This window comes from Mesorhizobium sp. M1088 (assembly GCF_040318575.1).
Classification (GTDB): domain Bacteria; phylum Pseudomonadota; class Alphaproteobacteria; order Rhizobiales; family Rhizobiaceae; genus Mesorhizobium.
On the sequence record NZ_JAMYMO010000013.1, the window covers coordinates 23,868 to 48,239 of the forward strand.

General features: G+C 62.8%; 22 protein-coding genes. 9 read left to right on the forward strand and 13 right to left on the reverse strand.

Annotated features, from left to right (window positions below; translation table 11 throughout):
• Nucleotides 1-74 precede the first annotated feature (74 nt).
• Nucleotides 75-953: a branched-chain amino acid aminotransferase gene (locus NKH49_RS17655; RefSeq protein ID WP_352470990.1), complete on the reverse strand. Its 879-nt coding sequence runs from the start codon at nt 951-953 to the stop codon at nt 75-77.
• Nucleotides 954-1,104: 151 nt separating this feature from the next.
• Between NKH49_RS17655 and NKH49_RS17660 the strand changes: the two genes are divergently transcribed.
• Complete coding sequence (locus NKH49_RS17660; RefSeq protein WP_352470989.1) at nt 1,105-1,767, forward strand: haloacid dehalogenase type II; 663 nt, start codon at nt 1,105-1,107, stop codon at nt 1,765-1,767.
• A 173-nt stretch (nt 1,768-1,940) separates the two neighbouring features.
• Complete coding sequence (locus tag NKH49_RS17665; protein ID WP_352540739.1) at nt 1,941-2,765, forward strand: L,D-transpeptidase; 825 nt, start codon at nt 1,941-1,943, stop codon at nt 2,763-2,765.
• A 355-nt stretch (nt 2,766-3,120) separates the two neighbouring features.
• On the opposite strand, the gene NKH49_RS17670 is transcribed toward NKH49_RS17665, so the two are convergent.
• The 7 genes from NKH49_RS17670 to NKH49_RS17700 all read right to left on the reverse strand — a co-directional run bounded on the left by NKH49_RS17670 (nt 3,121) and on the right by NKH49_RS17700 (nt 9,109).
• Nucleotides 3,121-3,540, reverse strand: a complete 420-nt coding sequence (locus tag NKH49_RS17670) for an Ohr family peroxiredoxin (protein WP_352470987.1) — start codon at nt 3,538-3,540, stop codon at nt 3,121-3,123.
• A gap of 55 nt (nt 3,541-3,595) precedes the next feature.
• On the reverse strand, nt 3,596-4,657 hold the full coding sequence (locus tag NKH49_RS17675; protein ID WP_352470986.1) for an alpha/beta fold hydrolase: 1,062 nt from the start codon (nt 4,655-4,657) through the stop codon (nt 3,596-3,598).
• A 46-nt stretch (nt 4,658-4,703) separates the two neighbouring features.
• Complete coding sequence (locus NKH49_RS17680) at nt 4,704-5,456, reverse strand: SDR family oxidoreductase (protein WP_352927002.1); 753 nt, start codon at nt 5,454-5,456, stop codon at nt 4,704-4,706.
• A 91-nt stretch (nt 5,457-5,547) separates the two neighbouring features.
• Complete coding sequence (locus NKH49_RS17685; RefSeq protein ID WP_502907904.1) at nt 5,548-6,204, reverse strand: VOC family protein; 657 nt, start codon at nt 6,202-6,204, stop codon at nt 5,548-5,550.
• A 222-nt stretch (nt 6,205-6,426) separates the two neighbouring features.
• Nucleotides 6,427-7,074, reverse strand: a complete 648-nt coding sequence (locus NKH49_RS17690) for a cysteine hydrolase family protein (protein ID WP_352501766.1) — start codon at nt 7,072-7,074, stop codon at nt 6,427-6,429.
• A 47-nt stretch (nt 7,075-7,121) separates the two neighbouring features.
• A complete protein-coding gene (locus tag NKH49_RS17695; RefSeq protein ID WP_352471106.1) occupies nt 7,122-7,658 on the reverse strand; it encodes a hypothetical protein in 537 nt (178 codons plus the stop codon).
• A gap of 131 nt (nt 7,659-7,789) precedes the next feature.
• Nucleotides 7,790-9,109, reverse strand: coding sequence for an epoxide hydrolase family protein (locus tag NKH49_RS17700; protein ID WP_502907903.1), 1,320 nt, complete (start codon nt 9,107-9,109; stop codon nt 7,790-7,792).
• Between the two features lie 207 nt (nt 9,110-9,316).
• Between NKH49_RS17700 and NKH49_RS17705 the strand changes: the two genes are divergently transcribed.
• Complete coding sequence (locus NKH49_RS17705) at nt 9,317-12,178, forward strand: ATP-binding protein (RefSeq protein WP_352470982.1); 2,862 nt, start codon at nt 9,317-9,319, stop codon at nt 12,176-12,178.
• Between the two features lie 154 nt (nt 12,179-12,332).
• Here NKH49_RS17705 and NKH49_RS17710 read toward each other — a convergent pair whose 3' ends face one another.
• A complete protein-coding gene (locus NKH49_RS17710) occupies nt 12,333-13,865 on the reverse strand; it encodes a helicase HerA-like C-terminal domain-containing protein (protein ID WP_352470981.1) in 1,533 nt (510 codons plus the stop codon).
• 277 nt (nt 13,866-14,142) lie between these two features.
• Between NKH49_RS17710 and NKH49_RS17715 the strand changes: the two genes are divergently transcribed.
• The 4 genes from NKH49_RS17715 (at nt 14,143) to NKH49_RS17730 (ending at nt 18,386) form a co-directional block, all read left to right on the forward strand.
• Complete coding sequence (locus tag NKH49_RS17715) at nt 14,143-15,585, forward strand: methylmalonyl-CoA mutase subunit beta (RefSeq protein ID WP_352614924.1); 1,443 nt, start codon at nt 14,143-14,145, stop codon at nt 15,583-15,585.
• Nucleotides 15,582-17,705, forward strand: a complete 2,124-nt coding sequence (scpA, locus tag NKH49_RS17720; protein ID WP_352540734.1) for a methylmalonyl-CoA mutase — start codon at nt 15,582-15,584, stop codon at nt 17,703-17,705. Before NKH49_RS17715 ends, scpA begins: the two co-directional genes overlap by 4 nt.
• A 73-nt stretch (nt 17,706-17,778) precedes the next feature.
• On the forward strand, nt 17,779-18,000 hold the full coding sequence (locus NKH49_RS17725) for an AbrB/MazE/SpoVT family DNA-binding domain-containing protein (RefSeq protein ID WP_352470978.1): 222 nt from the start codon (nt 17,779-17,781) through the stop codon (nt 17,998-18,000).
• Nucleotides 17,997-18,386: a type II toxin-antitoxin system death-on-curing family toxin gene (locus NKH49_RS17730; protein WP_352683826.1), complete on the forward strand. Its 390-nt coding sequence runs from the start codon at nt 17,997-17,999 to the stop codon at nt 18,384-18,386. The genes NKH49_RS17725 and NKH49_RS17730 overlap by 4 nt, the downstream gene beginning before the upstream one ends.
• Here the strand turns inward: NKH49_RS17730 and NKH49_RS17735 are convergent.
• Together NKH49_RS17735 and NKH49_RS17740 are read right to left on the reverse strand one after the other, a co-directional pair.
• The gene (locus tag NKH49_RS17735) at nt 18,383-18,856 is read right to left on the reverse strand and encodes a GreA/GreB family elongation factor (RefSeq protein ID WP_352490814.1); all 474 of its coding nucleotides are present in this window, start codon (nt 18,854-18,856) and stop codon (nt 18,383-18,385) included. The two genes, NKH49_RS17730 and NKH49_RS17735, sit on opposite strands and share 4 nt — an antisense overlap.
• Before the next feature lie 142 nt (nt 18,857-18,998).
• Complete coding sequence (locus tag NKH49_RS17740; protein ID WP_352927012.1) at nt 18,999-19,877, reverse strand: class I SAM-dependent methyltransferase; 879 nt, start codon at nt 19,875-19,877, stop codon at nt 18,999-19,001.
• A gap of 225 nt (nt 19,878-20,102) precedes the next feature.
• Between NKH49_RS17740 and NKH49_RS17745 the strand changes: the two genes are divergently transcribed.
• Both NKH49_RS17745 and NKH49_RS17750 read left to right on the forward strand, forming a co-directional pair.
• Entirely contained in the window at nt 20,103-20,624 is a 522-nt protein-coding gene (locus NKH49_RS17745; protein ID WP_352927015.1) for a TetR/AcrR family transcriptional regulator, read from the forward strand.
• Nucleotides 20,625-20,716: 92 nt separating this feature from the next.
• Nucleotides 20,717-22,093 carry a TIGR03808 family TAT-translocated repetitive protein gene (locus tag NKH49_RS17750; RefSeq protein WP_352927018.1) on the forward strand — a complete coding sequence of 459 codons (1,377 nt, stop codon included), beginning with the start codon at nt 20,717-20,719 and terminating at the stop codon, nt 22,091-22,093.
• Here NKH49_RS17750 and NKH49_RS17755 read toward each other — a convergent pair.
• Entirely contained in the window at nt 22,086-23,090 is a 1,005-nt protein-coding gene (locus tag NKH49_RS17755; RefSeq protein WP_352470972.1) for an asparaginase, read from the reverse strand. The genes NKH49_RS17750 and NKH49_RS17755 overlap by 8 nt on opposite strands.
• A 26-nt stretch (nt 23,091-23,116) precedes the next feature.
• Complete coding sequence (locus NKH49_RS17760; protein WP_352540731.1) at nt 23,117-24,283, reverse strand: acetyl-CoA acetyltransferase; 1,167 nt, start codon at nt 24,281-24,283, stop codon at nt 23,117-23,119.
• Between the last annotated feature and the right edge of the window lie 89 nt (nt 24,284-24,372).

The window sequence follows — 24,372 nt, forward strand, 5'->3', positions numbered from 1 at the left end:
GATACCGGACTAACATAGGACTGGATTGGTCTGGAACAACTCCGGAAACGAAGCGCCGGCCGCTTTTTAGCGGGTCAGCCGGGCGAAGTCGAATGCGCCCATTCCCAATAGAGTTCGCGCGCCTTCTTGGCCACCGGTCCGGGCTGCAGATTGCGATCCTCGATACGGGTGACCGGCACCACTTTCGAGTGGTTTCCGGTCGAGAAGATTTCGTCCGCCTCCAGGAAATCGCGGATCGACAGCGTCTTTTCTGTCGTCGTGAACCCGTATTCGCCAAGCAGGGCCATGGTGCGCGCGCGGGTGATGCCGGAAAGGAAGGTGCCGTTCGGCGCCGGCGTCAGGACATGGCCGTCCTTGACCAGAAAAATATTCGACGTGCCGGTCTCGGCGACATTGCCCAGCATGTCGAGCACGAGCGCATTGTCGAAGCCGCGCATCTTGGCTTCGAGGATGGCCCGGCCGTTGTTGGGATAAAGGCAGCCGGCCTTGGCATTGGTCGGCATGGTTTCGATGGTCGGGCGCCGGAACGGCGACACCGTCACCGAAAACCCCGCCGGCGAGATCATCGGCGATTCATAGAGGCAAAGGCAGAAACGCGTCGAGGCCGGGTCGGCCGGCACGCCCATATAGCCGCCATGCTCGGCCCAATACATCGGCCTGATATAGACCGCCGTCTTGCCGTCGAACTTCTTCAGCCCGTCCCAGGTCAGGCCGACGATCCTGTCGGTGCTCATCGTCGGCTTCAGGCCGAGCGCGATCGCCGAGGCGTTTACCCTTGCCGCATGGCGATCGAGATCGGGAGCGACGCCCTCGAACCAGCGGGCGCCGTCGAACACGCTGGTGCCGAGCCACATGGCGTGACTGCGCGGCCCTAGAATGGCAACATTGCCCTCGTACCAGTCGCCGTCGACGAAGGTCCATGTCGCGGATTGCGCCGCAGTCGCCAGTGTCATTGCCAGGTTCCGTTCGATGCTTGTTGCGGCGCATTGGAAGATGCTTTGGCGGCCGCCGTCAACCGGCTTGGCTGAGATTTGTTGAGGCCAGCGGGCTGGCGGACTGCAATCAGCGCTTGCGCCTTGCCTTACGCGGCCTCAAAACTGTCGAATGCAGTTCGCGGCTTACGTTTTCGACGCCTATGGCACGCTGTTCGACGTGCATGCGGCCGTGCGCCGTCACGCCGACCAGATCGGGCCGGACGGCCAGTTGCTGTCCGATATCTGGCGCGCCAAGCAGCTGGAATATTCCTGGGTCAGGACGCTGATGGGGGCCTATGCCGATTTCTGGCAGCTCACCGAGCAGGCCCTCGACTTCGCCCTGCGCAAGGTTCCATCCGCCGATGCCGGGCTGAGGGCGAAGCTGCTCGAGGCCTATTGGCGGCTGGACTGCTATCCGGAGGTACCGGCCGTGCTCAAGGCGCTCAAGGCATCGGGGGCAAGGCTGGCGATCCTGTCCAACGGTTCGCCTGAGATGCTGGAAGCGGCCGTCAAATCCGCCGCGCTCGACCAGGTCCTGGACGACATCTATTCCGTCGACAGCGTCAAGCGCTTCAAGACCGATCCGTCGGTCTACGACATGGTCACCACGGGCTGGCGCCTCTATCCGGGCGCTGTCTCTTTCCAGTCATCCAACCGCTGGGACGTCGCCGGCGCCACCAAATTCGGCTTCAGGACGGTGTGGATCAACCGCGCCAATCAGCCAGAGGAATACCGGGATTTTCCACCGGCCCTGATCCTGCCGTCCCTTGAAGGTCTGGTCGCCGGGGGGTGACACCGGAATGTTGCGTCGGCGCAACAGTGACGATCCAGTCACAGCTTTGCCTTTGTTTGTCCACCCTGCGGCCAGAATTGGAACCGCCTATCGCGCCGGGCATTGCTCGGGCAACCGCGCGCAACCGGGCGCATTCATGCTTTGTTGCGATTTGAGACTTAAAAAAGGCAATCATGTTCACACCCCCATCGTCCTCTCTGCGCCTGAGCCGTCGCGGTTTCCTCAACGCAGCAGCCCTTGGCGCCGCCTCGGTCGCGGTCTCCAGTTGCACCACGCTGTCGCAACAGCCGGTCGAGCCGCCGCCGCCGACCTATGTCGAGCCGGCGCTTGGCGACTATGTGACGATGTATGGGCCGATGTCGGATGGCGGCTTCGAGCTGCCGGCCATACCGGTCGACAAGATCGACCCGCAGTTCCTGCGCCAGATCGTTGACGATCCGACCGGGCAGCAGCCGGGCACCATCGTCGTCGACACCACCAATCACTTCCTCTATCTGGTGCGCCCGGGCGGCCAGGCGATCCGCTATGGCGTCGGCCTCGGCCGCGCCGGCTTCGAATGGTCGGGCGATGCGGTGGTCCAATGGAAGCAGAAATGGCCGAAATGGACGCCGCCGGACGAAATGATCGCCCGCCAGCCCGAACTAAGACCGTACAGCGCCGACAATGGCGGCATGCCCGGTGGGCTCAAGAACCCGCTTGGCGCGCGGGCGCTCTATCTCTTCCAGGGCAACCAGGACACGCTCTACCGCTTGCACGGTTCGCCGGAATGGCGGTCGATCGGCAAATCGGTGTCGTCGGGCTGTGTTCGCCTGATGAACCAGGACATTATCGATCTCTACGACCGAGTGCCGAACAAGACCCCGGTCGTGGTGACGGCCGATATCGGCCAGCCGATGGTGGCGACAGCAAACCGCAAAGCCATCCCGATCGACGCCGGCGTGCCGGAAGGATCGATCCTGCTCGGCCCGGTCAAGGCGATCACAGACTCGATCTTCTGAGCTGACGGAAGCACAGGCGGGATTGCTCACGGCTCCTGCTGGTTTTGCCGAGCGTCGGCTTGCCCGTGCCGGTGCCCGCCTTTGGATTTGATGCTTACGTTGAGGCGGACTTTGCCGCACCTGTGTGCAGACGCCACCAGTGACAGCTCATGACCCCGGAGCGGACATTTCGCGCTCAGAAGGGATTATCACGGTGATCGGAGGGATACCCCTCCTGTCATCCTGACCGTATTTGTGCTGGATGCGCTCTGACAGGTGCGATGCCGTGGCAGGTTTTTGTAGACCTTGGCGCGAAGGAATGATCCAAAATGTAACCCTGGCCATGCCAATTGCTTCAACGATCGATGCAATCCACTCAGAGCAGGTTGATCGCAATTTGCACGTTGCCGCGCGTCGCTTTCGAGTACGGACAAATGTCGTGCGCCTCGTCGATCAGGGCTCGTGCGGTATTGTACTCCACGCCAGGCAGGCTGACGTTGAGCCGAGTGCTGAGAGAGTAGCCGTCGTCCCCGAGATTTAGATCAACCTCGGCATCGATTCTCACTCCGGCCGGCAGCATAATTTTTTGTTCGTGAGCCACAGACGCAACCGCGCTTGCGAAGCTGGCCGACCAGCCGGCTGCAAGCAGTTGCTCCGGGTTGGTGCCGATGCGCGCCGATCCGGGTATGGAAAGCCTGATGTCCAGAAGGCCATCAGAGCTGCGCGAGGCGCCATTCTCGCGGCCACCTGTGGTTGCGGTCCTGGCCGTGTAAACAACCCTTGCGATCGGGTTCATAGGCATTCTTTTGGTGGTTGTCGTACCTGCCGGAGGGGCGGCGCCGCGAACTCGATCACGCGTCGACCTCGACAACGGCGTCGGCAAAGGCCTGTGGTGCTTCCTGAGGTAGGTTGTGTCCAATGCCGCCCATGACTACCCGGTGGCTATATCTGCCTGAAAACATCTTGGCGTAAGCGCTGGCGTCCGGATGCGGCGCGCCATTGGCGTCGCCCTCGAGCGTCATCGTGGGCACGGAGATGACGGGTGCCTGAGCAAGCCGCTGCTCCAGTGGATCATATTGCACCTCGCCTTCTGCCAGGCCGAGCCGCCAGCGATAATTGTGGATGACGATCGCGACGTGATCCGGATTGTCGAAGGCCGCAGCACTCCGCTCGAACGTGGGCTCATCGAAATTCCATTGCGGCGAGGCGAGCTGCCAAATCAGCCTGGCGAAATCGCGCGTATATTTCTCGTAGCCGACACGGCCGCGATCGGTAGCGAAGTAATATTGGTACCACCATTGCAGCTCGGCCTTCGGCGGCAGCGGCAGTTTGCCGGCTTGCTGGTTGCCGATGAGATAGCCGCTCACCGAGACCATCGCCTTGCAGCGTTCCGGCCACAGGACGGCGATGATGTTCGCCGTCCGAGCGCCCCAGTCGCAGCCGGCAATCGTCGCCTTCTCGATACCCAGCGCATCCATCAGCGCGACGATGTCGGCAGCGATGGCCGACTGCTGACCATTGCGCATCGTCTCGTCCGACAGGAACCGCGTCGTGCCGTATCCGCGCAGGTAGGGCACGATCACGCGGCGGCCTTTCGCCGCCAGAATGGGCGCAACGTCGACATATGTGTGGATGTCGTAAGGCCAGCCATGGAGAAGGATAACGGGCGGACCGTCGGCAGGGCCGGCCTCTGCATAGCCGACATTAAGGACACCGGCATCGATCTGCCTGGGTTCGCCGAACGAGTTCTTTGCCGTGTGCATCGCAGACGCCGTCGTCTGGTCGACTCCAATGGGCGCCGCCTTCGCTGTCGCGGTCATGCCGAGTTCGGCAAGCGTCATGCCCATTGCGGCTGCACCGATCAGGCGACGGCGGCGCTCATCGATTTTGTCGCAAACACTGATCGTGTTCATAGTGATGTCTCTTTGTGATGAGGCAATGTGCTTTGTTCTTGCGTAGTCACGAGACGAGCTGCTGGCCGCCGTCGAGGTCGTATGTCGCGCCCGTCAGCGCCGTGTTGCTCATGATGTGAACGGCGAGCGCGGCGACATCAGCCGGTCCGACGACACGTCGGATTGGCAGCGTCGCGCGCAGTTCATCGCGCCGCTTGTCGAGGTTGTCGCCGAGCAGCGACGCCGACAGTGGCGTGTCGACGAAGCCTGCGGCGATCAGGTTGACGCGTATCGGCGCGAGCTCGAGCGCGAGATTGGCGATGAGCGCGGGGAACGCGACGGTAACCGTCGAGACGATCGCGAGGCCTGGTTTTGGGCGGCGTGCGCCCGTGCCGCCCATGAATATCAGTGAGCCGGCCGACCCGACCTTGCCAGCGGCGCTGCGTGCCACATTGAGCGCGAGCAATAGGTGGTCCGTGAGATCGTGTCGTGCCTCCTCGGGAGGAATTTCGAGGGGAGAGCGATAATGGGGAGCGCCGGCAGTAACCATCACATGGTCGATCAAGTCCGGCAGATCTTGAAAGAACGACTTCAGCTGGGTCGCATCATTGGCGTGGAAGGCGGCGGTGCCCTCAGCGCTAATCTCGCACGCTGCTTGATCGAGGCGGTCGCGATTGCGTCCGGTGAGGATGACGCGGGCGCCTTCGGCGCGGGCACGCCGGGCGGTCTCCAGACCGATGCCGGCGCTACCGCCGATGACGACGACGGTCTGGCCAAGAAGTTCAGGTTCGCGCTGAGTGGGGATGGCTGCGGTACTCATGATTTCCTCCGATAAAGGCCGTCAGGTCGCCACGATCTCCGCAGGCCGCGAACGAATACGGCGCCAGTGTGCCGCCGTCTGGAAGCTCTTCCTACTGCGGCAGTTCCTCGCCAGACTGCTCGGCCACTATGTATTCGGCGTACCAGTCCGGCCAGTTCTCGTCACGCTGGCCGCCGGTCCGCTTCTCGTGCTCTCCGTGGGCGACCGACGCGCGCCGCATTGCGGCGGCCAGGTCGCCCTCGGAGGCGAAGCTCGTCGCCTTCGAGTCGATCCGGCCCGGAAACCGGGTGGTGATCTCCTGGAGCAGCCAGCCGTTCCCGTCGGGATCGCTGAACGTTGCAAAGGAGACGTAGCTGCGTCCCTCCGGGTCCCGACCATTGACAGCAGGCTGTCCCGGACCGGCACGGTGGAACACTTCGCTCACATTTGCACCGTGAGCGATGAGCTCGGCGCGCGCCGCTACGATGTCGGACACGATGAGATAGAGACCCTGTGTCGACCCCGGCGCGGCCGAGGTGACAGCCTTGCCGAAGTGGATCGAGCCAGGCGAGCCCGGAGGCGTGAACTGCACAACCCGGAACATGTCGCCGACCGCGAAGTCGGCATCGAGCCGCCAGCCGAGGCCCTCGTAGAACTGCTTGGAGCGGTCGACGTCTGCGACCGGAATAACGACAACCTCGAACTTCAGGTCGACGGGACGTGCGCTTGCGGTGTCGGAGGTCTTTTCGCCCTGACGGGCCGTTGCGATGTCTGACATGGTCGTTTTCTTTCCAGTTGGGTGGGACCTGGTCCTGCCCGATCGTTGCCACGTAATGACCGAGCCTGTTCTGGATCTCTCTGCTGCATGTCGGCCAGAGCCAAGTTCTCTTCGACGTATTTTGACGCGTCGAGCGCACGGAAACGGTCCGCCGGAGTGCAGAGTGAGATGCGCACGGTTGGCCATTCCCTCGCGTGTGAGATCGATCATCACCTACGCCTCGGCGGCCGAGGTCTGGACGGCAGAAATCGAGTCGATGATTTGGTCTGTCGTGACAATCGCGCTGGCGTAGTTCGGCATGTTGATGTCGAGAGCCGCGTGCATCTCCTCATCCGAGTAGTCTGCCGTCGCGTCCCTCACCATGGTTACGTCGTAGCCGAGCTCGGCGGCGAAGCGAACGGTCGCTTCGACGCAGGTGTGTGCGATCAGTCCGATGACAATGAGTTTCTGGATTCCGTGCCTTTTCAGCTGCAGATCCAGATCCGTATTGGCGAACCCACTGGAACACCAATGTTCGGTCGCGACAGTTTCGCCTGGCTTGGGCTCGAACTCGGACCGAATCTCGCCGCCCCAGGTGCCGTATTCAAAGCTCTTGCTCTTCCATGCTCTCTTCTGGACGGGCGCGACGTAAGTCCATGTCTCATAGTCGCCCGGACGGTATCGATGATGCATTGCATAGAAGACGCGAAGCTTAGCTTGACGCGCGGCATTCAGGACTTGCAGCATGTGAGGCACGCAGCCGTTCGCCTCTGCGACAGCCCGGATGCGGGGCCATATCTTGCCCCCATCGGAAATGAAGTCGTTGTACGGATCGATCACCAAAAGTGCGGTGACCTCCCGGTCATGTGCGTGCCTCGTCATTGTGCCTCCTCCATTGAGCGGCTACATCACAAGAAAGATGCTGCCGCTCAGTTCCTGAGCGCGGCTCGTTCGATGCTGGCCGCAAAAAGCGGCGTCTCGCCCTTGTTGTGAGCGATCGACATGGGCTGGCGCTGTGACCGAAGCACCTCGAACGGGATGCCCTGGCGCTCGAAGAAGGCCATGAATTCCTTCGTGGCCCAGGACCGGACGTGGTTGGTAAACTCACATCGGCGACTGTCGATAGCCTTGACGCTCAGCTCCCAACGCACATGGATCGTGGTGCGGCCCGTAGGCGTGAAGAGGTCTGAAACCGACTCCAGGATGAGGTGATCCTTGCGGCCAAGCGTCTCGACATAGTGTTGCACCATCAGGCTGCCGCCGATGATCTCGACATTGATCGACATGCGCTTGCCATCCGGCGCCGTCGTGAAACCCGCCGCTATGTGGGCAGGCGAACACCCCTGATATTCATGTTCGGACAGCGCGAAGCACCAGTTGGGAATGTCAATCTTCTCGATCGGCGCGTTGATGATAGCCGTAAAGCTTGAATCGACGATTTCATGGTCCTCGACGGGGGCTGCCATCTTCGTGATGGGTTCGTGCGATGCGGAAGAGTGCGCGATTGCTGACATGGCGTTCTCCTTTGTCCCGGGTTCAATCGGGTTGCCTTGGACAGTCGAGCAGGTGTGACTGCAAGCGGAACCCTGTGAGGGGTTCAGATTTGCTGGCGCAGCGGACGAAATGCCGTCCGGAGTTCGGCGGTGAAGGCCGCGGGCTGCTCCCAGGCTGCGAAATGGCCGCCCTTGGGGAGCCGGTTGTAATGGATAAGCTTCGGATACGCCTTTTCAGCCCAGGTCTCCGGCGCCTGGTAGATCTCGTCCGGGAAGGCGCTCACAGCGACCGGGATCTTGATGCCCCTGGGGTCGAAGAAGCCTCCCGTCGGGTGGTGCGCGTTGTCCCAGTAAAGACGCGCCGAGGAGATCGCCGTGTTGGTCAGCCAGTACATCGTGACATTGTCCAGGATATCGTCCTTCGTCAGCCCTTCCGGCTGCCCGTCGAAGACGCGTGCGATCAGCTCGTAGCTGCGGATGTCGTGGTCGAGCATCCAGGCTGCGAGACCAACCGGCGAGTCGACGATGCCGTAGAGCGTCTGCGGGCGATTGTTCATCTCGATCGCGTAGCCCAGCCCGTTCTTGTAGAAATCGTCGAGCTGGTCCCAGGCGCGCTTCTCGTCGGGCGAGAGGCCGGCGGGCGCCCGGCCGCCGGCGGCAAGCGCCTTCGAGATGTCGGCGGGCACGGTGGCAGCCATGTTGGTGTGGATGCCAAGCAAGCCCGGAGGCTCTTGCAGCGCCATCGTCTCCGACACGGCGTTGCCCCAGTCGCCGCCCTGCGCGACGTATCTCGTGTAACCGAGGCGTTGCATCAGCATCGCCCACGCTTTGGCGATGCGGACAGGTGTCCATCCCGGTGCGGTCGGCTTGCCTGAGAAGCCGTAACCAGGCAGCGAGGGGATCACCACATGAAATGCGTCCGCTTCGCTCCCGCCGTTGGCGGTTGGATTGGTGAGCGGCTCGATGACCTTCAACTGCTCGATGATCGAGCCAGGCCAGCCATGCGTGATAATTACCGGCAATGCATTCTCATGCCTGGAGCGGACATGGATGAAGTGGATGTCCAGCCCGTCGATCTCGGTGATGAACTGCGGCAGGGCATGGAGCCGGGTCTCCATCTTGCGCCAGTCGTAATCCGTCGCCCAGTACTTCGCGAGCTTCTGCATTGTGGCGAGCTGCACGCCCTGGGTGTCGTCAGCCACATTCTCCTGGTCCGGCCAGCGGGTCGCGGCGACGCGTCGGCTAAGCTCGTCGATTTCCTCCTGAGGAAAGCTGACCTTGAAGGGCCGGATCGCATCGCCCGCGGCTGCGGCGACCGATGGGAGCAGGCTGGCAGTACCTACGGCGGCAATGCCCATTGCGGCCGTGCTCAAAACCAGGCGGCGGTCCTGATCGATTAGTTCGGGAGTCTTGGGCGTATTCATGGGTCTCTCCTGGGGGGTGCTCGGTGCTGCCGAAAACTTACGCCCGCAGGACGAGAATCGCCCGTTATGTGTTGTGAGCCCCCTGTTAGTGGCTGTCAGCGCTGGTGGCTCCGGGCAGCGGGGTCCTGCCACCGTTCGCCTATGGTGCAGGTGTTGTACTTGACTTAGACTATCGGCTTGGTGGCGGGCGGCTCCGAGAGAAGCGCCATGACGATAGTGGCAGGTCAGGCCAAGGACGGACTGTCGTTCGGTCCTTTCCATCTGGTTGCGCGCGAAAGGCTCGTCACAAAAGACGGCGCTCCCTTGGCGCTGGGCTCGCGTGCACTGGACATTCTCATTGCCCTGATCTCCACGCCGAATGAAATCGTCGGCAAAAAGGATCTGATGTCGCGGGTTTGGCCCGATGTCGTAGTCGAGGAAGGCAGCCTGCGGTTTCACATGACCAGGCTCCGCAAGGCGCTGGGTGACGGAAAGGACGGCGCACGATACATCGCGACACTACCAGGGCGGGGTTATTGCTTCATCGCGCCCGTCTCGCAGATCGGCGGTCCGCGCGATGAAGAGCCTGCAGCTGCCGCCAGTTTTCCGCACGCGAATCTTCCGAGCCGCTTGGGCCGAATGGTTGGCCGGGACGACGACGTTCTTCAGCTGTCGGCTCGACTGAATGCGTCGCGCTTCGTCACAATCGTTGGCGCGGGCGGCGTCGGCAAAACCACCGTCGCGATCGCGGTCGGACATCACCTCATTGACGGCTTCGCGGGCGCTGTGCTGTTCGTCGACCTGGGAATGCTCGGCGATCCCGACCTGGTGACGACAGCCGTCGCCTCCATGCTTGGGCTGTCGGTTCAATCGAGTGACGCGACGCCCAGTCTGATCGCCTACCTGCGCAACAAGCGGATGCTTTTGATCCTCGACACCTGCGAGCATCTCGTCGATGCGGTGGCGCCTCTGGCCGCAAGCATCATCGACGCGGCGTCGCAGGTCCACATTCTGGCAACAAGTCGCGAAGCGCTTCGGGTCGAAGGCGAGCATATCTACCGATTGGATGCCCTTGCCTGTCCGCCAGACGACCCAAGGCTTACGGCGGCGGTTGTCCAGACGTTCCCGGCCATTCAACTGTTCGTGGAGCGCGCGGTGGCAAGTGGCGCGCGCTTGGATGTCAGCGATGCGGAGGCCCTGATCGTCGCAAGCATCTGTCGAAAGCTTGACGGTGTGGCGCTTGCAATCGAGTTGGCGGCCCGGCGGGTCGAGTCTTATGGATTGCAACAAACCGCCGCGCTTCTCGATCAACGTCTGACTTTGCTGTGGCTGGGATCGCGGACCGCGCCACCGCGTCAAAAGACCCTGCAGGCCACGCTGGATTGGAGCTTTGGGCTACTTACCGACCTGGAGCGCGCAGTGCTTCGCAGGCTCGCTGTATTCCTTGGCCATTTCACGCTCGATGCGGTCTTGGAAGTCGTCACAAGCGCTGCCCTCGACAGATCGACGGTTCTTAATGCCATGGATAGTCTTGTTGCCAAGTCGATCATAGCGACGCGCCCGCTCGGAGCGATGATGCGCTATCGGCTCCTGGATACCACGCGCGCCTACGTCCTCGATATCAGCATAGATGACGCCGAGGCCGCCGATCTGGCGGTGCGCCACGCCGCCTACTATCGAAGATGGCTTGAGCAAACAGGTATCGAGTGGCCAGGTCTGGCGACCGGCGAGGAGCGGGCTCCTCACTTCGCCGCCATCAACAATGTGCGGGCCGCTCTGGAATGGTGCTTCGGCGAGGGCGGAAACGCCGATATCGGCATCGGACTTGCCACTGCTGCCGCGCCTGTTTTCCTGGCGATGTCCTTGTTGCCGGAGTGTCATCGCTGGTCAGAACGCGCGATATTCGCTCTCGACGATGCCGCTCTTGGCGGACTTGACGAGATGCATCTCCAGGCAGCCTTGGGTGTGTCCCTGATGTTCATGCGGGGAGGGCGTGATGCGGCGCGCGTCGCCCTGGAGAAAAGCCTGGCGATCGCCGAAGAACGCGGTGATACGTTGGATCAAGTGCGCCTGCTGGGTCCGCTCAACATGTTCCACCTGCGGACAGGCAACTTCGTGACCGCCCTCCAGTTTGCAAAACGCTGTTCAGCCATAGCCGCGACCCTGGAGGATCCGGTCGCGATTGCGTTGGCGCATACCATTCTGGGGATATCGCTTCACCTTCGTGGTGACCTGGCCGAAGCCCGCGCGGAGCTTGAGGCAGCGCTGGATCGTGGGCCACGCTCTCAGCGAACCACAACGGTCTATCTCGGTTTCGAGGGCAAAATCCTGGCCAAGGCTATCCTGGCGAGGAACCTTTGGCTGCAAGGCCATCCGGACCAAGCCATGGAACGTGCTCGACAGGCCGTCGAAGAGGCCGCCGCCATGGACCACTCGCTGACTCTGGCGATCGCCCTGATCTGGGGAATATCGGTGTTCCTGTGGGCCGGGGAACTGGAGAGCGCGGAGGCACACATCGACATGCTGATTTCCCGCGCCGAGTCCCATTCCATGGCCCCTTATCTGCTGGTCGGTCGGGGATTCAAAAGCGAAGTCGCAATCCGGCACGGGGATGCGACAGGTGGGGTCGGGGGCCTCCAGAGTTCTCTCCAAAACCTCCACGCAGCACCTTACGAATTGCTCACGACCGAGCTCAACCTCTCGCTGGTTAGAGGACTATCCGCGATCGGTCGGGTCGACGAAGCAGTCGCGCTGATCGGTGATTCAGTTGGTCAAGTCGAAAAGAACGGTGACCAATTGTACCTTCCGGAGTTGCTGCGGATGAAGGGAGGCCTTCTTCTCCAACAACTGTCGGAACGCAATCGCGACGAGGTCGGCGCATCCCTAATGCAGGCACTGGAGTTGAGCCGGAGTCAAGGCGCGCGGGCATGGGAGCTGCGAACCGCAATTGATATGGCAACGTTGATGGCTGGGCGAGGCGAGATCGACGGCGCTCGCGAGCTCTTGCAATCGGTTGCGGAGCATTTCGTAGAAGGCGCGAGTACGGAAGATTTGAAGGCTGCCGCGCGCCTGTTGGCGACGCTGAACTAGCTACCGCCGATACGCGTTTACACTTTTGCAGACGGTCCGACGGCAGCTATGGGCGCATAGCCGCCGTCCGCTGTCCTTCAGATCTGGCCACCGGCACTTGATGTGCAAGACAGAATTTGCCAACACAGATGCCCGCCCTTCGGTGCGATGCCCCTCACCTGCCCCTGGACAAGCTCCCCAAAATCCCGCGGACGATCGCCCGTCCGACCGACGAGCCGACCGAGCGCACGATGGATTTGATCGCCGCCTCCGCAACGGTCTGACGGTTGGAGGGGCGCGGCGCGCGGCGGCCGCCGGTCGGCTGGGGATCGTCATTGCCGAAGCCGGGAATGGTCCAGCGCGAACGGCCGCTTTCCTGTTGCTGCGCCTGTGCCTCCTGGGCGTCCTTGGCCTTCTTCTGCAGCATCTCGAAGGCCGATTCGCGGTCGATGGTCTGATCGTATTGTCCCGCAACCGGGCTCTCGGTGATCAGCTTGCGGCGCTCGTCGGGCGTGATCGGGCCAAGGCGCGATGACGGCGGGCGGATCAGCGTTCGCCGCACCATGGACGGCACGCCCTTGGCTTCCAGCGTCGAGACAAGCGCCTCGCCGGTGCCGAGCTGCGTGATCACGGTTGCGCAGTCGAAGTCGGGATTAGGCCTGAACGTCTCGGCCGCCGTCCTGACGGCCTTCTGTTCGCGCGGCGTGTAGGCACGGAGTGCGTGCTGCACGCGGTTGCCGAGCTGGGCCAGCACCGTTTCGGGGATATCCAGCGGATTTTGCGTGACGAAATAAACGCCGACGCCCTTCGAGCGGATCAGCCGGACCACCTGCTCGACGCGGTCGACCAACACCTTCGGGGCGTCGTCGAACAGAAGGTGCGCCTCGTCGAAGAAGAAGACCAGCTTCGGCCTGTCCGGGTCGCCGACTTCCGGCAGTTCCTCGAACAGTTCCGACATCAGCCACAGAAGGAACGTCGCATAAAGCCGCGGATTCATCATCAGCTTGTCGGCGGCGAGCACGCTGATGGCGCCGCGTCCATCGCGCGTGGTGCGCATGATGTCGGATATCCGCAATGCCGGCTCGCCGAAGAAATTGGCAGCGCCCTGCTGCTCCAGGACCAGCAGCGTGCGCTGGATCGCGCCGACCGAAGGCTTCGTCACATTGCCGTAGCGGGCGCCGATCTCTTCGGCGCGGTCGGCGATATTGGCCAGCAGTGACTGCAGGTCCTTCAAATCGAGCAGCAGAAGGCCTTCCTCGTCGGCGATGCGGAAGGCGATGTTCATGATGCCTTCCTGCGCCTCGGAAAGGTTCATCAACCGCGACAGAAGCAGCGGCCCCATCTCCGAGATGGTGGCGCGGATCGGGTGGCCCTGCTCGCCGAACAGATCCCAGAAGATGACCGGGAATTCCTGGAATTCATAGGGATCGAGCTTGACCTGCTCGGCCCGCTTGACCAGGAAATCCTGCGCTGTGCCCATCATAGCGATACCCGACAGGTCGCCCTTGATGTCGGCGCAGAATACCGGCACGCCGGCATTTGAGAAACCCTCGGCCAATATCTGCAGGGTCACCGTCTTGCCGGTGCCGGTCGCGCCGGTGACCAGGCCATGACGATTGCCATATTGCAGCAAAAGCTGTTCGGGCCGCTGATAACTGTCGTCCGGCTTGCGGCTGGCCCCTATGAAGATACTGGTATCGTCGGCCATGTGTCCGGTCTCTCCGCAAACCTATAGGGTTGAATGCCCTGATCCCTTGAAGAAAAGGGAGCCCCGCCGCAGGTATAGTGAGGCCATTGCGCAGCGACAATGGGCACCGTCGAAAATGGCTTTTGGAGCTTGCGGAACCTGCCCATGTTTGGCAATCGGTTGACGGTCACCGTCACGGAAGGCGAGTTGCACCGCATGTGTGCTGCATTGTGATATCGGGCCGGGGACCGTAGACTGACATAGTCGGCCGCTGCGGCCGCTAGAACGAGGAGAACCGATGGGCGCCGGTGCCTTGACCCAGGATGCCGAACTTCCGAACGTCGACCGGCAACGATGGCTGGCGCTGGCGGAGAAGGCGCTGGCCGGCGGGTCCTTCGAGGAAAAGCTCGTCTCGCATACGGACGACGCCATCCGCATCGAGCCGCTCTACGAGCGTTCGGTAACCGCCGAGCCTGTCGTGCGCGCCAACCCGGGATCACCGTGGATCGTCAGCCAGCGCATCGACGATCCGGACATAGGCCGCGCCAGTGCGCAGGCGCTGGAAGACGTCGCGCAGGGTGCCACCGGACTGTCGCTTGTCTTCGAGGGTGCGCCGAACGCCTTCGGCTATGGCTTGCCGAGGACGGCGGAGGCGCTGGAGGGCGTGCTCGACGGCGTGCCGCTCAACCGCATCCAGATCCGCATCGACGCCCATCCCTGGAGCCGTGCCGTGGCCGACTGGCTGGTGGCGTTTTTGACCAAGCGCCGCTCCGACCCGGCAAAGCTCAACCTCTCCTTCGGCATCGATCCGGCGGCGATCTTTGCCGGGACCGGCAGGCTGCGCATGTCGATCGAGGCTTTGCAGGCTTCGATGCCGCAATCGCTGGCGCATTTCTTTTCGATGGGTGTGCCCGGCGTGCTGCTGGAGGCCGACGGGCGGGTATTCCACAATGCCGGCGCCACCGAGGCGCAGGAGCTTGGCACCATGCTCGCCTCGGCCGTCTCCTATTTGAGGCTGTTCGAGAAGGCGCGCCAGCCGCTCGTCTACGCGGCGCCGCATATCGGTTTTGCGCTCAGCGTCGACCAGGACCAGTTCGTTTCGACGGCCAAGGTCAGGGCGTTGCGCAGGCTGTGGGCGCGTGTCCAGGAGGCCTGCTCGATACCGCCCTCCACCGCCAGCATCCATGCCGAAACATCCTTCCGGATGATGACGGCGGCCGATCCGGAAACCAACATCCTGCGCACCACCATTGCCGCTTTTGCCGCTGCCGCCGGCGGCGCGGATTCGATCGCCATCCTGCCGCACACGATCGCGCACGGCCTGCCCGCGGGTTTTGCCCGCCGCGTTGCCCGCAACGCGCAACTGATCATGGCCAATGAAAGCAATATCGACCACGTCGCCGATCCGGTTTGCGGTTCGGGGGCCGTCGAAGCGCTGACTGCGGAGCTCTGCGCGGCGGCCTGGCAGGAGTTCCAGCAGATCGAGGCGGAAGGCGGCGTGCTGACCAGCCTTGAGCAAGGCCACATCCAGAGGCGCGTCCAGGCAGCTTCCGCCCGCCGCAACACAGCCTACCAGGCGGGCGAACGGGCGATCGTCGGCACGACGCTGCACCCGTCGAAGACCGAGCGTCCGGTCGAGACGCTGGCGGCGGAGCGGCGGCCTGCCTTCACCGAAGGCGTTGCGGTGTGCGAGCCGCTATTTCCGATCCGCATCGATCAGTCGATCGGAGCCGTGCCATGATCCCGGATTTCAGCCAGATCGCCTGGTCGCCGCCACGGCGGGCGCCGGTCGAGATCAAAGGCCAGCGGATGACGCCGGAAGGAATCGCCGTCAAGCATCTCTACAACCAGGGCGATCTCAAGGGCTTGCCGCACCTCGATACCTATCCAGGCCTGCCGCCTTTCGTGCGCGGCCCCTATCCGACGATGTATGTCCAGCAACCCTGGACGATCCGGCAATATGCCGGCTTCTCGACGGCCGAAGAGTCCAACGCCTTCTACCGGCGCAACCTTGCCGCCGGCCAGAAAGGCCTGTCGGTCGCCTTCGATCTCGCCACGCACCGCGGCTACGACAGCGACCATCCGCGCGTCGCCGGCGATGTCGGCATGGCCGGCGTCGCCATCGATTCCATTCTCGACATGCGCCAGCTGTTCGACGGCATCCCGCTTAACGAGATGACGGTATCGATGACGATGAACGGCGCGGTGCTGCCGATCATGGCGCTCTATATCGTCGCGGCGGAGGAACAGGGCGTTGCGCAGAAGGACCTCACCGGGACCATTCAGAACGACATCCTGAAAGAGTTCATGGTGCGCAACACCTACATCTATCCGCCAAAACCTTCGATGCGGATCGTGTCGGACATTTTTTCCTACACGTCGAAGCACATGCCGAAGTTCAATTCGATCTCGATCTCCGGCTATCACATGCAGGAGGCGGGAGCGACGGCGGATCTCGAGCTCGCCTACACGATTGCAGACGGTATCGAATATGCCCGCGCCGGCGTCGCGGCCGGCCTCGACATCGACCGTTTCGCGCCGCGCCTTTCCTTCTTCTGGGCGATCGGCATGAATTTCTTCATGGAAGTCGCCAAGCTGAGAGCAGCGCGCGTATTGTGGGCCAGCCTAATGCTGAAGAACTTTTCGCCGAAGGACGAGCGCTCGCTGTCGCTGCGCACCCATTGCCAGACTTCGGGCTGGTCGCTGACGGCGCAGGATCCCTACAACAACATCATCCGCACCATGATCGAGGCGATGGCCGCCACTCAAGGCCATACGCAGTCGCTGCACACCAATTCCTTCGACGAGGCAATGGCGCTGCCGACCGACCATTCGGCCCGCATCGCCCGCAACACACAGCTCATCCTGCAGAAGGAATCCGGCACGACGCGCATTATCGACCCGTGGGGCGGCTCCGCCTATGTCGAACGGCTGACACATGATCTGGCGGCGCGTGCGCTTGCGCATATCGAGGAGGTCGAGAGCCTCGGCGGCATGGCCGCGGCGATCGAAAAGGGCCTACCGAAGCTGCGCATCGAAGAGGCTGCCGCGCGCACCCAGGCGCGCATCGATTCCGGCGAACAGATCGTGGTCGGTGTCAATGCCCACCGTCCCGGCACGGACATCGAAGTCGACGTGCTGAAGATCGACAATGCCGAGGTCAGGGCACGGCAATTGTCGAAGCTGCAGCGGCTGAAAGGTACGCGCGACGTCGCCGCCGTCGAGAGCGCGCTCGATGCGCTGACCCGTGCTGCCGGGAGTAACGGAAACCTGCTGGAATTCGCCATCCGGGCCGCACGCGCCAACGCCACGGTCGGCGAGATTTCGCTGGCGCTGGAAAAGGTTTTCGGCCGCCATGTCGCCTCGGTGCAGACGATCTCCGGCGTCTATCGCAACGCGCTCGGCGACAATCCGGTGGTCGACCGGCTGCAGGACAAGATCGTCGCGTTCGAGGAGAGGTCCGGCGGCAAGCCGCGCATTCTGGTCGCCAAGATGGGGCAAGACGGCCATGATCGCGGCCAGAAAGTGATCGCCACCGCCTTTGCCGACCTAGGCTTCGACGTCACCGTCGGGCCGATGTTCCAGACGCCGGACGAGATCGCCAGACTGGCAGTCGAGCATGACGTGCACATCGTCGGCGCCTCGTCGCTGGCTGCGGGCCATTTGACGCTCATTCCCGAACTCAAGCTTGCACTGAAGAAGTTGGGCCGCGACGACATGCTGATAGTCGCCGGCGGCGTTATCCCGCCGCAGGATTACGACGCAGTCCGGCAGGCAGGCGCCACTGAAATCTTCCCGCCCGGCACGGTCATCCCGGAAGCGGCGGAGCGGCTGATGGACCGGCTGCTGCAGGCCGGCTGACGCCTTGTTATAATGTCTGTTGTAACAAGAAACACACTGCGTTATAATCAGCGTTGCAACAGGATGCCTCACCATGAACACGACCATTCGCAAGATCGGCAATTCCGAAGGCGTGATCCTGCCGAGGGAACTTCTCGATCGTCTGAACCTGAAGGCCGGCGACCAGCTTCAAATCGTTGAAACAGGTGACGGTTTTGCGCTGAGGCCGGTGGACGACAGCTTCGAGCGGCAAATGAAAGCCGCCCGCGAGGTGATGGATAAATACAAGGTCGCGCTTCAGAAGCTCGCCGAATGAGCTGGGAACTTCTGACGAGGCGTGCAGTCGAAGCCATGCACGCGGAGCAGTTGCGCCGACACGGCGGAGCACAAGGCTTGAGGGATGAAAATGCCCTCGAATCGGCGGGCGCTCGCGCCGAAAACAAGGCCAACTACGGAGACCGGTCGGTTGAGGAACTCGCAGCCGCCTATGTCTTCGGCATTGCCAGAAATCATGCCTTTGTCGACGGCAACAAACGCACCGCCATTGTCGCGGCCGGCGCATTTCTGATTGTGAATGGTTATGCCCTGTCGGCCAATGACGGCATGCTTTACGAATTCGTCATGGGCGTCGCCGCCGGCGAAATCGACGAGGCCGGCGCCGCAGCGTTCTTCCGCGATCATGTCGTCAAGCTCGAAGACTAACTGTCGGAGAGCTTGACGATCTCCCATTCCTTGCCATTGACCACGGCAACTTCGCCGACCTTCTTGCCGAACAGCGCCATCGCCATCGGCGACATATGGGAAATTGTCCCCTTGGCGGGATTTGCCTCATCCTCGCCGACGATCTTCCAGTGCACCTTCTTGCCGTCGTGGCTTTCCAGCGTGACGCCCATGCCGAAGCGAACCATGTCGCTGCCCGGTTCCGGCACCGAAAGCTCGGCGCTTTCGCGCCGCGCCGTCCAGTAGCGGAGATCACGCGACACCAGCGCGATGCGCTCGCGGTCGGCCCTCTTCTCGGCTCTGCCCAGTTCGTCGCGCAGAGCGGCCACCTCGGCATCGATCAGCGCCATGCCGCGTTCCGTGACCAGATTGCGGTGATGGCTGATCGGCCGCTCGCCGATGCCGGCAATGGCGTTTTCGCTGTCTTCCTCGCGGGTGAAGGCCCTGCTCATCCGACGAACTTAGGCTTGGAATGGCGACTCCACAAGCCATTGCTGATGAAGAGGCTAATGGTGAAGATCTGGGTTCAGTACCCGAGATTAGACAGCTGCTTGGGGTATAAAGCTGAGCATGCGAATGCCTCAACTTGGCGCACTATCGCGCTTCGCGGGCCGCAAGGCTAAGGTCCGGTTGCGCAACTAGGTAGCGGAGCCCCTTGGTTCCGACGTCGCCTTGCTCAACGATATTGAAGCCGTGCCGGCCGAGATCCGCTGCAACTTTGTCCAAATCGACGTAACCATGCCGGTGGAGCCGAAAGGTGCTCTTCTGGCGCGGCGGTTTTGCAAAATCGACGATAAGCACGCGACCGCCCGCCTTCAGGACGCGGAAGGCTTCTCTGCCGAAATCCTCGCGGCCCTTCTTTGGAAGATGGTGGAACATCAGCGTGCTGAGGACGACATCAAATTCCCCATCCTTGAAAGGCAGTTCCTGAGCGGTGGCGGTCGAGAACCCGACTTGTAGCCCGGCTCGCCGGGCCTTTGCCGTCGCGCGCGCAACCATTTCGGCGGAGGCGTCGACGCCGTGCACGCGCCCCTCCGGCGCCACTTTTTGTCTGGCAAGGAGCGCGGTGGTGCCGGTGCCGCACCCGACATCCAGGACCACTTCTCCCGGTTTCAGCTCCGCAAAGCTTAATATCCTTTCGCGAAAAGCACGTTCGCGACCGAAGGTCAGAAGCCACGCCAGCATATCGTACAGGGCGGCGGAATGAAGCGTGATGCCGACATGCAGCGCCTTCTCCTCGCCGGCGGCCGGTCTGCGGTCCTTGGCGGACAGCCGCCCGTGAGCGCTTTGCCATATCAATAAGCTCGCGACTACGACGAGTGCACCAGCATGAAGCAGGAGGACGGGAACTCCCAAGGAAAAGACCGCATTTGCCTGTCCCAACGAGAAAAATGCCGCGAGCACCACGGCCACTTTGACGAGCGCGACTAACGCATGCCCTCCGACTATTGTTCCGAAAAGACGTTGGTGCATTGCTTTATCTCCGGCCAGCCGGGCATCGCGCCGGGCCTTCCGCAAGAGCATAGGATACTGGACAGTGTGTCCAGTATCAGTTTTACTGGCCACATCGCACCGACGCGCCCAATACTGGACGATTTGGTGTCCTTTGGCCGGAAAAGGATGTTGCCCATGCCAGCCGGACCGATCGACCGTCGGGTCGCCAGGACCCGCAGCCGACTGCAGCAGGCGCTTTTCAGATTGACCGCCGAGAAGGGATATACGGCGATCACGGTCGAGGATATCTGCAGGGAAGCCGATGTCGGCCGCTCGACTTTCTACACACACTATCCCGACAAGGACCGCTTGAGGAAAGCAACGATCGACGACCATCTGAAGACCCTGCAGGCACACGGTGCCGAACGCCATTCGCAGCGAAACGCCAAGGGCTTTTCCTTCAGCGGTCCGGTGTTCGAGCATGCTCATGCCATGCGGGAGATGCACCGTGCGCTGATGGGCGGGAAAAAGCGCGAAATGCCAGAAGAGATCCGCGGCTGGATAAGCAGGCAGGTTCGCCATGAATTGCCGAATATCCAAGGTGATCAAGGCGGAGTCAGACTTGAGATCGCCACACGCTTCATCGTTGGCGCGTTCTTTGAAGTGATGCACTGGTGGCTTGAGAGGGATACGAAGCTGTCTCCGGCGGAGATCGACCAGACATTCCTGCAACTTGCCTTCAACGGGGTAAATGCGGTGATCGCCGAGCCAACGAGGATCGAATAGGGGCCAAGCGTCAGATTTTCACCACGAGTTCGACCGGGCTAGTCTGGCACGAATCCTGCGGCGCGACCGTTGAACGCAAGGAATCTGTGCCGATGTTGAACAGACGAACGCTGCTTGCGCAGACCGCCGGCTTTGCCGTCATGGGGCTTTCGCTCGGCAAGGCAGCGGCGAAAAACCTGCCAAGCATCGAGAAAGCCGCGATGCGTGGCGCGATCAACGCGACCGAGCTCGGCGTCCGGCCCGGTGCGCTTGACGATCAGAGCAAGGCTTTCACCAAGCTGCTGCGCGACGCGCACGACCGCGACATGCCGGTGTTCCTGCCGCCGGGGATCTATATCGTTTCCAACATGTCGCTGCCCGGCCGCGTGCGCCTGTCCGGCGTGCCGGGCGCATCGCGGATCGTCTATGGCGGCAATGGCCATCTCATCATGGCCGAACGGGCCGAGCACATCGAACTCAGTGGGCTGGTGTTCGATGGCCGCAAACGCCGGATGGGCGATTACACGCAAGGCCTGCTCGATCTGCGCCGCATCGCCCATCTGGTCGTCGACAATTGCCAGCTTACCGGCAGCGGCAAGAACGGTCTGGCGCTCGAGCACGCCTCGGGCCGCATCGAGCGCTTGGAGATTTCCGGTGCGGCCGATGCCGGCATCTATTCGGTCGAGGCCGATGGCCTGGAAATATCAGGCAATAGCGTCTCCGACTGCGCCAATGGCGGCATTCTCGTGCACCGCTGGCAGGCGGCTGAAGACGGCACCATCGTCAGCGGCAACCGGATCGAGCGCATCCAGGCGCGCAGCGGCGGAACCGGCCAGAACGGCAACGGCATCAATGCGTTCCGCGCCGGCAACGTCATCATCTCCGGCAATATTGTCTCGGACTGCGCGTTCTCGGCGATCCGCGCCAACAGTTCCAGCAATTTGCAGATCACCGGCAACACCTGCTCGCGTTCGGGCGAGACGGCCGTGTATTCCGAATTCTCGTTCGAAGGCGCCGTCATCGGCAACAACATCGTCGATGGCGCCGCGAACGGTATTTCGATCGTCAATTTCAATGAGGGCGGCCGCATGGGCGTGTGCTCCGGCAACATCGTCCGCAATCTGTCGACCAGCGGCCCCTACCCTGCCGACGCGCCCGGCTTCGGCGTCGGCATCAGCGTCGAGGCCGACACCACCGTTTCCGGCAACGTCATCGAGAATGCGCCGCTCTACGGCATGCAGATCGGCTGGGGACCGTTCATGCGCAATGTGGTCGCCACGGGAAACATCGTCCGCAAGGCCGGAACCGGCATCGCCGTCAGCGTGGTTGAAGGTGCCGGAACGGCAATCATCTCCGACAATGTCATCGACGGAGTCCAGAACGGCGCGATCGTCGGCCAACGCTGGGCCGAGCGAGTGACCGGTGACCTCGCCGCATCAGGCAATGCCGGCTACGCGCATTTGACCGTCGAGCGCAACCACGTCAGTTGAGGGTGGCCGTCGGCCGGAGCGCACCGACTTTGGCACCGATCCGGCTCTCGATAGGCGGATTTGCCTGTTCGGTCAGTTTCGCAGCGAGCGCTTGGTCGGCGTGCAGCAGCTTAGCCAGCACGGCCGCGACCATCACTTCAGCGGCGCGGCCGGCGCCATCGTCGCACTTCAGCGCGATGCCAAGGCCAAGCTCCGGAAGGGTTGCACAAAAAACACCTTCGGCGCCTCCCTTGACGAAAATCCGGCCCGGCGCGGCCTCCATCATCGCGACATCGGACCTGCCCGTGCCGGCGACGAAAAACGGCTCGGCCATGCAGGCGGAAAGCAGCCGCTTCGCCGCCCGGGCGCGCATCGGCTCGAACCCGGCACCTGTCGCCATGCGGGCAAAGCCAAGGGCAAAGCTGCGCAGGGGCACGGCATAGGTCGGAATCGAGCAGCCGTCGGTGCCGCGGTGATCGGCGTCATGGGCAGCACCGGTCACCGCCTGCATCGCTTCGCGCACCATCTCCTGCGAGGCGTGGCCAGCCTTGACGTAACCACGATGGGCGATGCCGCTGTGAACGCAGGTGCAGAGAAAGCCCGAGTGCTTGCCGGAACAATTGTTGTGCAGCGCGTTCGGCACGCTGCCGGCGCGGGCAAGTGCCAGGGTCGCTCCATGGCTCGAAGGCCAATGCGCGCCGCATTCGAGTGCCGTCTCGTCCAAGCCGGCCTTCGCCAGCATGGCGCGCGCCAGCTCGACATGTGGCGGCTCGCCGGAATGCGAGGCGCAGGCCAGCGCCAGCTCCCGATCACCGAAGCCGTAGGCATCGGCAGCGCCGCTCTCGACCAGCGGCAGCGCCTGGATCGCCTTGACCGCCGAACGCGGGAACACCGGTTGTGCCGTGTCGCCGATCTCCCAGACAGGCTTGCCGTCGGCGTCGAAGACGGCAACAGCGCCGCGATGAGCACTCTCGACGATTGCGCCGCGCAAGACTTCGACCAGAACCGGATTTGCCATGTCACCTCCCGCGAATGCGGGCGGGTTTATCTGATCCGGTCGAGAATGGAAACGTAGTTGGCGACCGCGGCACCGCCCATGTTGAAGATGCCGCCGAGTTTTGCTCCCGGCACCTGGATGCCGCCCGCCTCGCCGACAAGCTGCATGGCGCTCAGCACATGCATCGATACGCCGGTGGCACCGATCGGGTGGCCCTTGGCCTTCAGTCCACCGGACGGATTGACCGGCAGCCTTCCATTTTTCGCCGTCTCGCCATCCAGGGCCAGCTTGGCGCCCTCGCCCGGCTTTGCCAGGCCCATCGCCTCATACTCGATCAGTTCGGCGATGGTGAAACAGTCATGCGTCTCGACGAAGGACAGGTCGCCGAGCGTCACGCCCGCCTGCTTCAGCGCCTGGTTCCAGGCCTGCTCGCAGCCTTCGAAGGCGAGAATGTCGCGCTTCGACATCGGCAGGAAATCCTGCACATGCTCGTTGGCGCGGAAGGCGACGGCGCGGCGCATCTTCAGCGCCGTGGCCGTGTCGGCAAGGACAAGCGCGGCGGCACCGTCCGACACCAGCGAGCAGTCTGTGCGCTTCAGCGGACCGGCGACGAAGGGGTTTTTTTCGCTTTCCTGCCGGCAGAACTCGTAGCCGAAATCCTTGCGCATCTGCGCGTAGGGATTGTCGACGCCGTTCTTGTGGTTTTTGGCGGCGATCATCGCCAGCGCATCCGACTGGTCGCCGTAGCGCTGGAAATAGGCTTGGGCGATCTTGCCGAAGACGCCGGCGAAACCTGCCGGCGTGTTGCCGTCCTCCGGCAGATACGAGGCCTTGAGCAGGTTCTTGCCGATCTCGGGACCGGGCGTCGTCGTCATCTGCTCGGCGCCGACCACCAGCACGATACGGGCGGCATTGGCGTCGATGGCGCGGATGCCTTGCCTGACCGCCGCCGAGCCGGTGGCGCAGGCGTTCTCGACGCGGGTCGCAGGCTTGAAGCGCAGCCGGTCGTCTGCCTGGAGGACCAGGCTCGCGGTGAAATCCTGGGCGGAAAACCCGGCGTTGAAGTGGCCGAGCACGATCTCGTCGACGTCATCCGGACCGATGCCGGCATGATCGAGCGCCTCGACTGCCACCTTGGTGATCAGGCCCTCCAGCGTCTCGCCTTCGAGCTTGCCGAAGCGCGAATGCGCCCAACCGACGATGCATGCTGTCATGGCGATCTCCATCCTGTGGACCCGGGCTACGCGATACTTGCAGCGCGCCTCAGCATTGTTCAAGCATGAACCGTTCCGCCGGCTTCGTG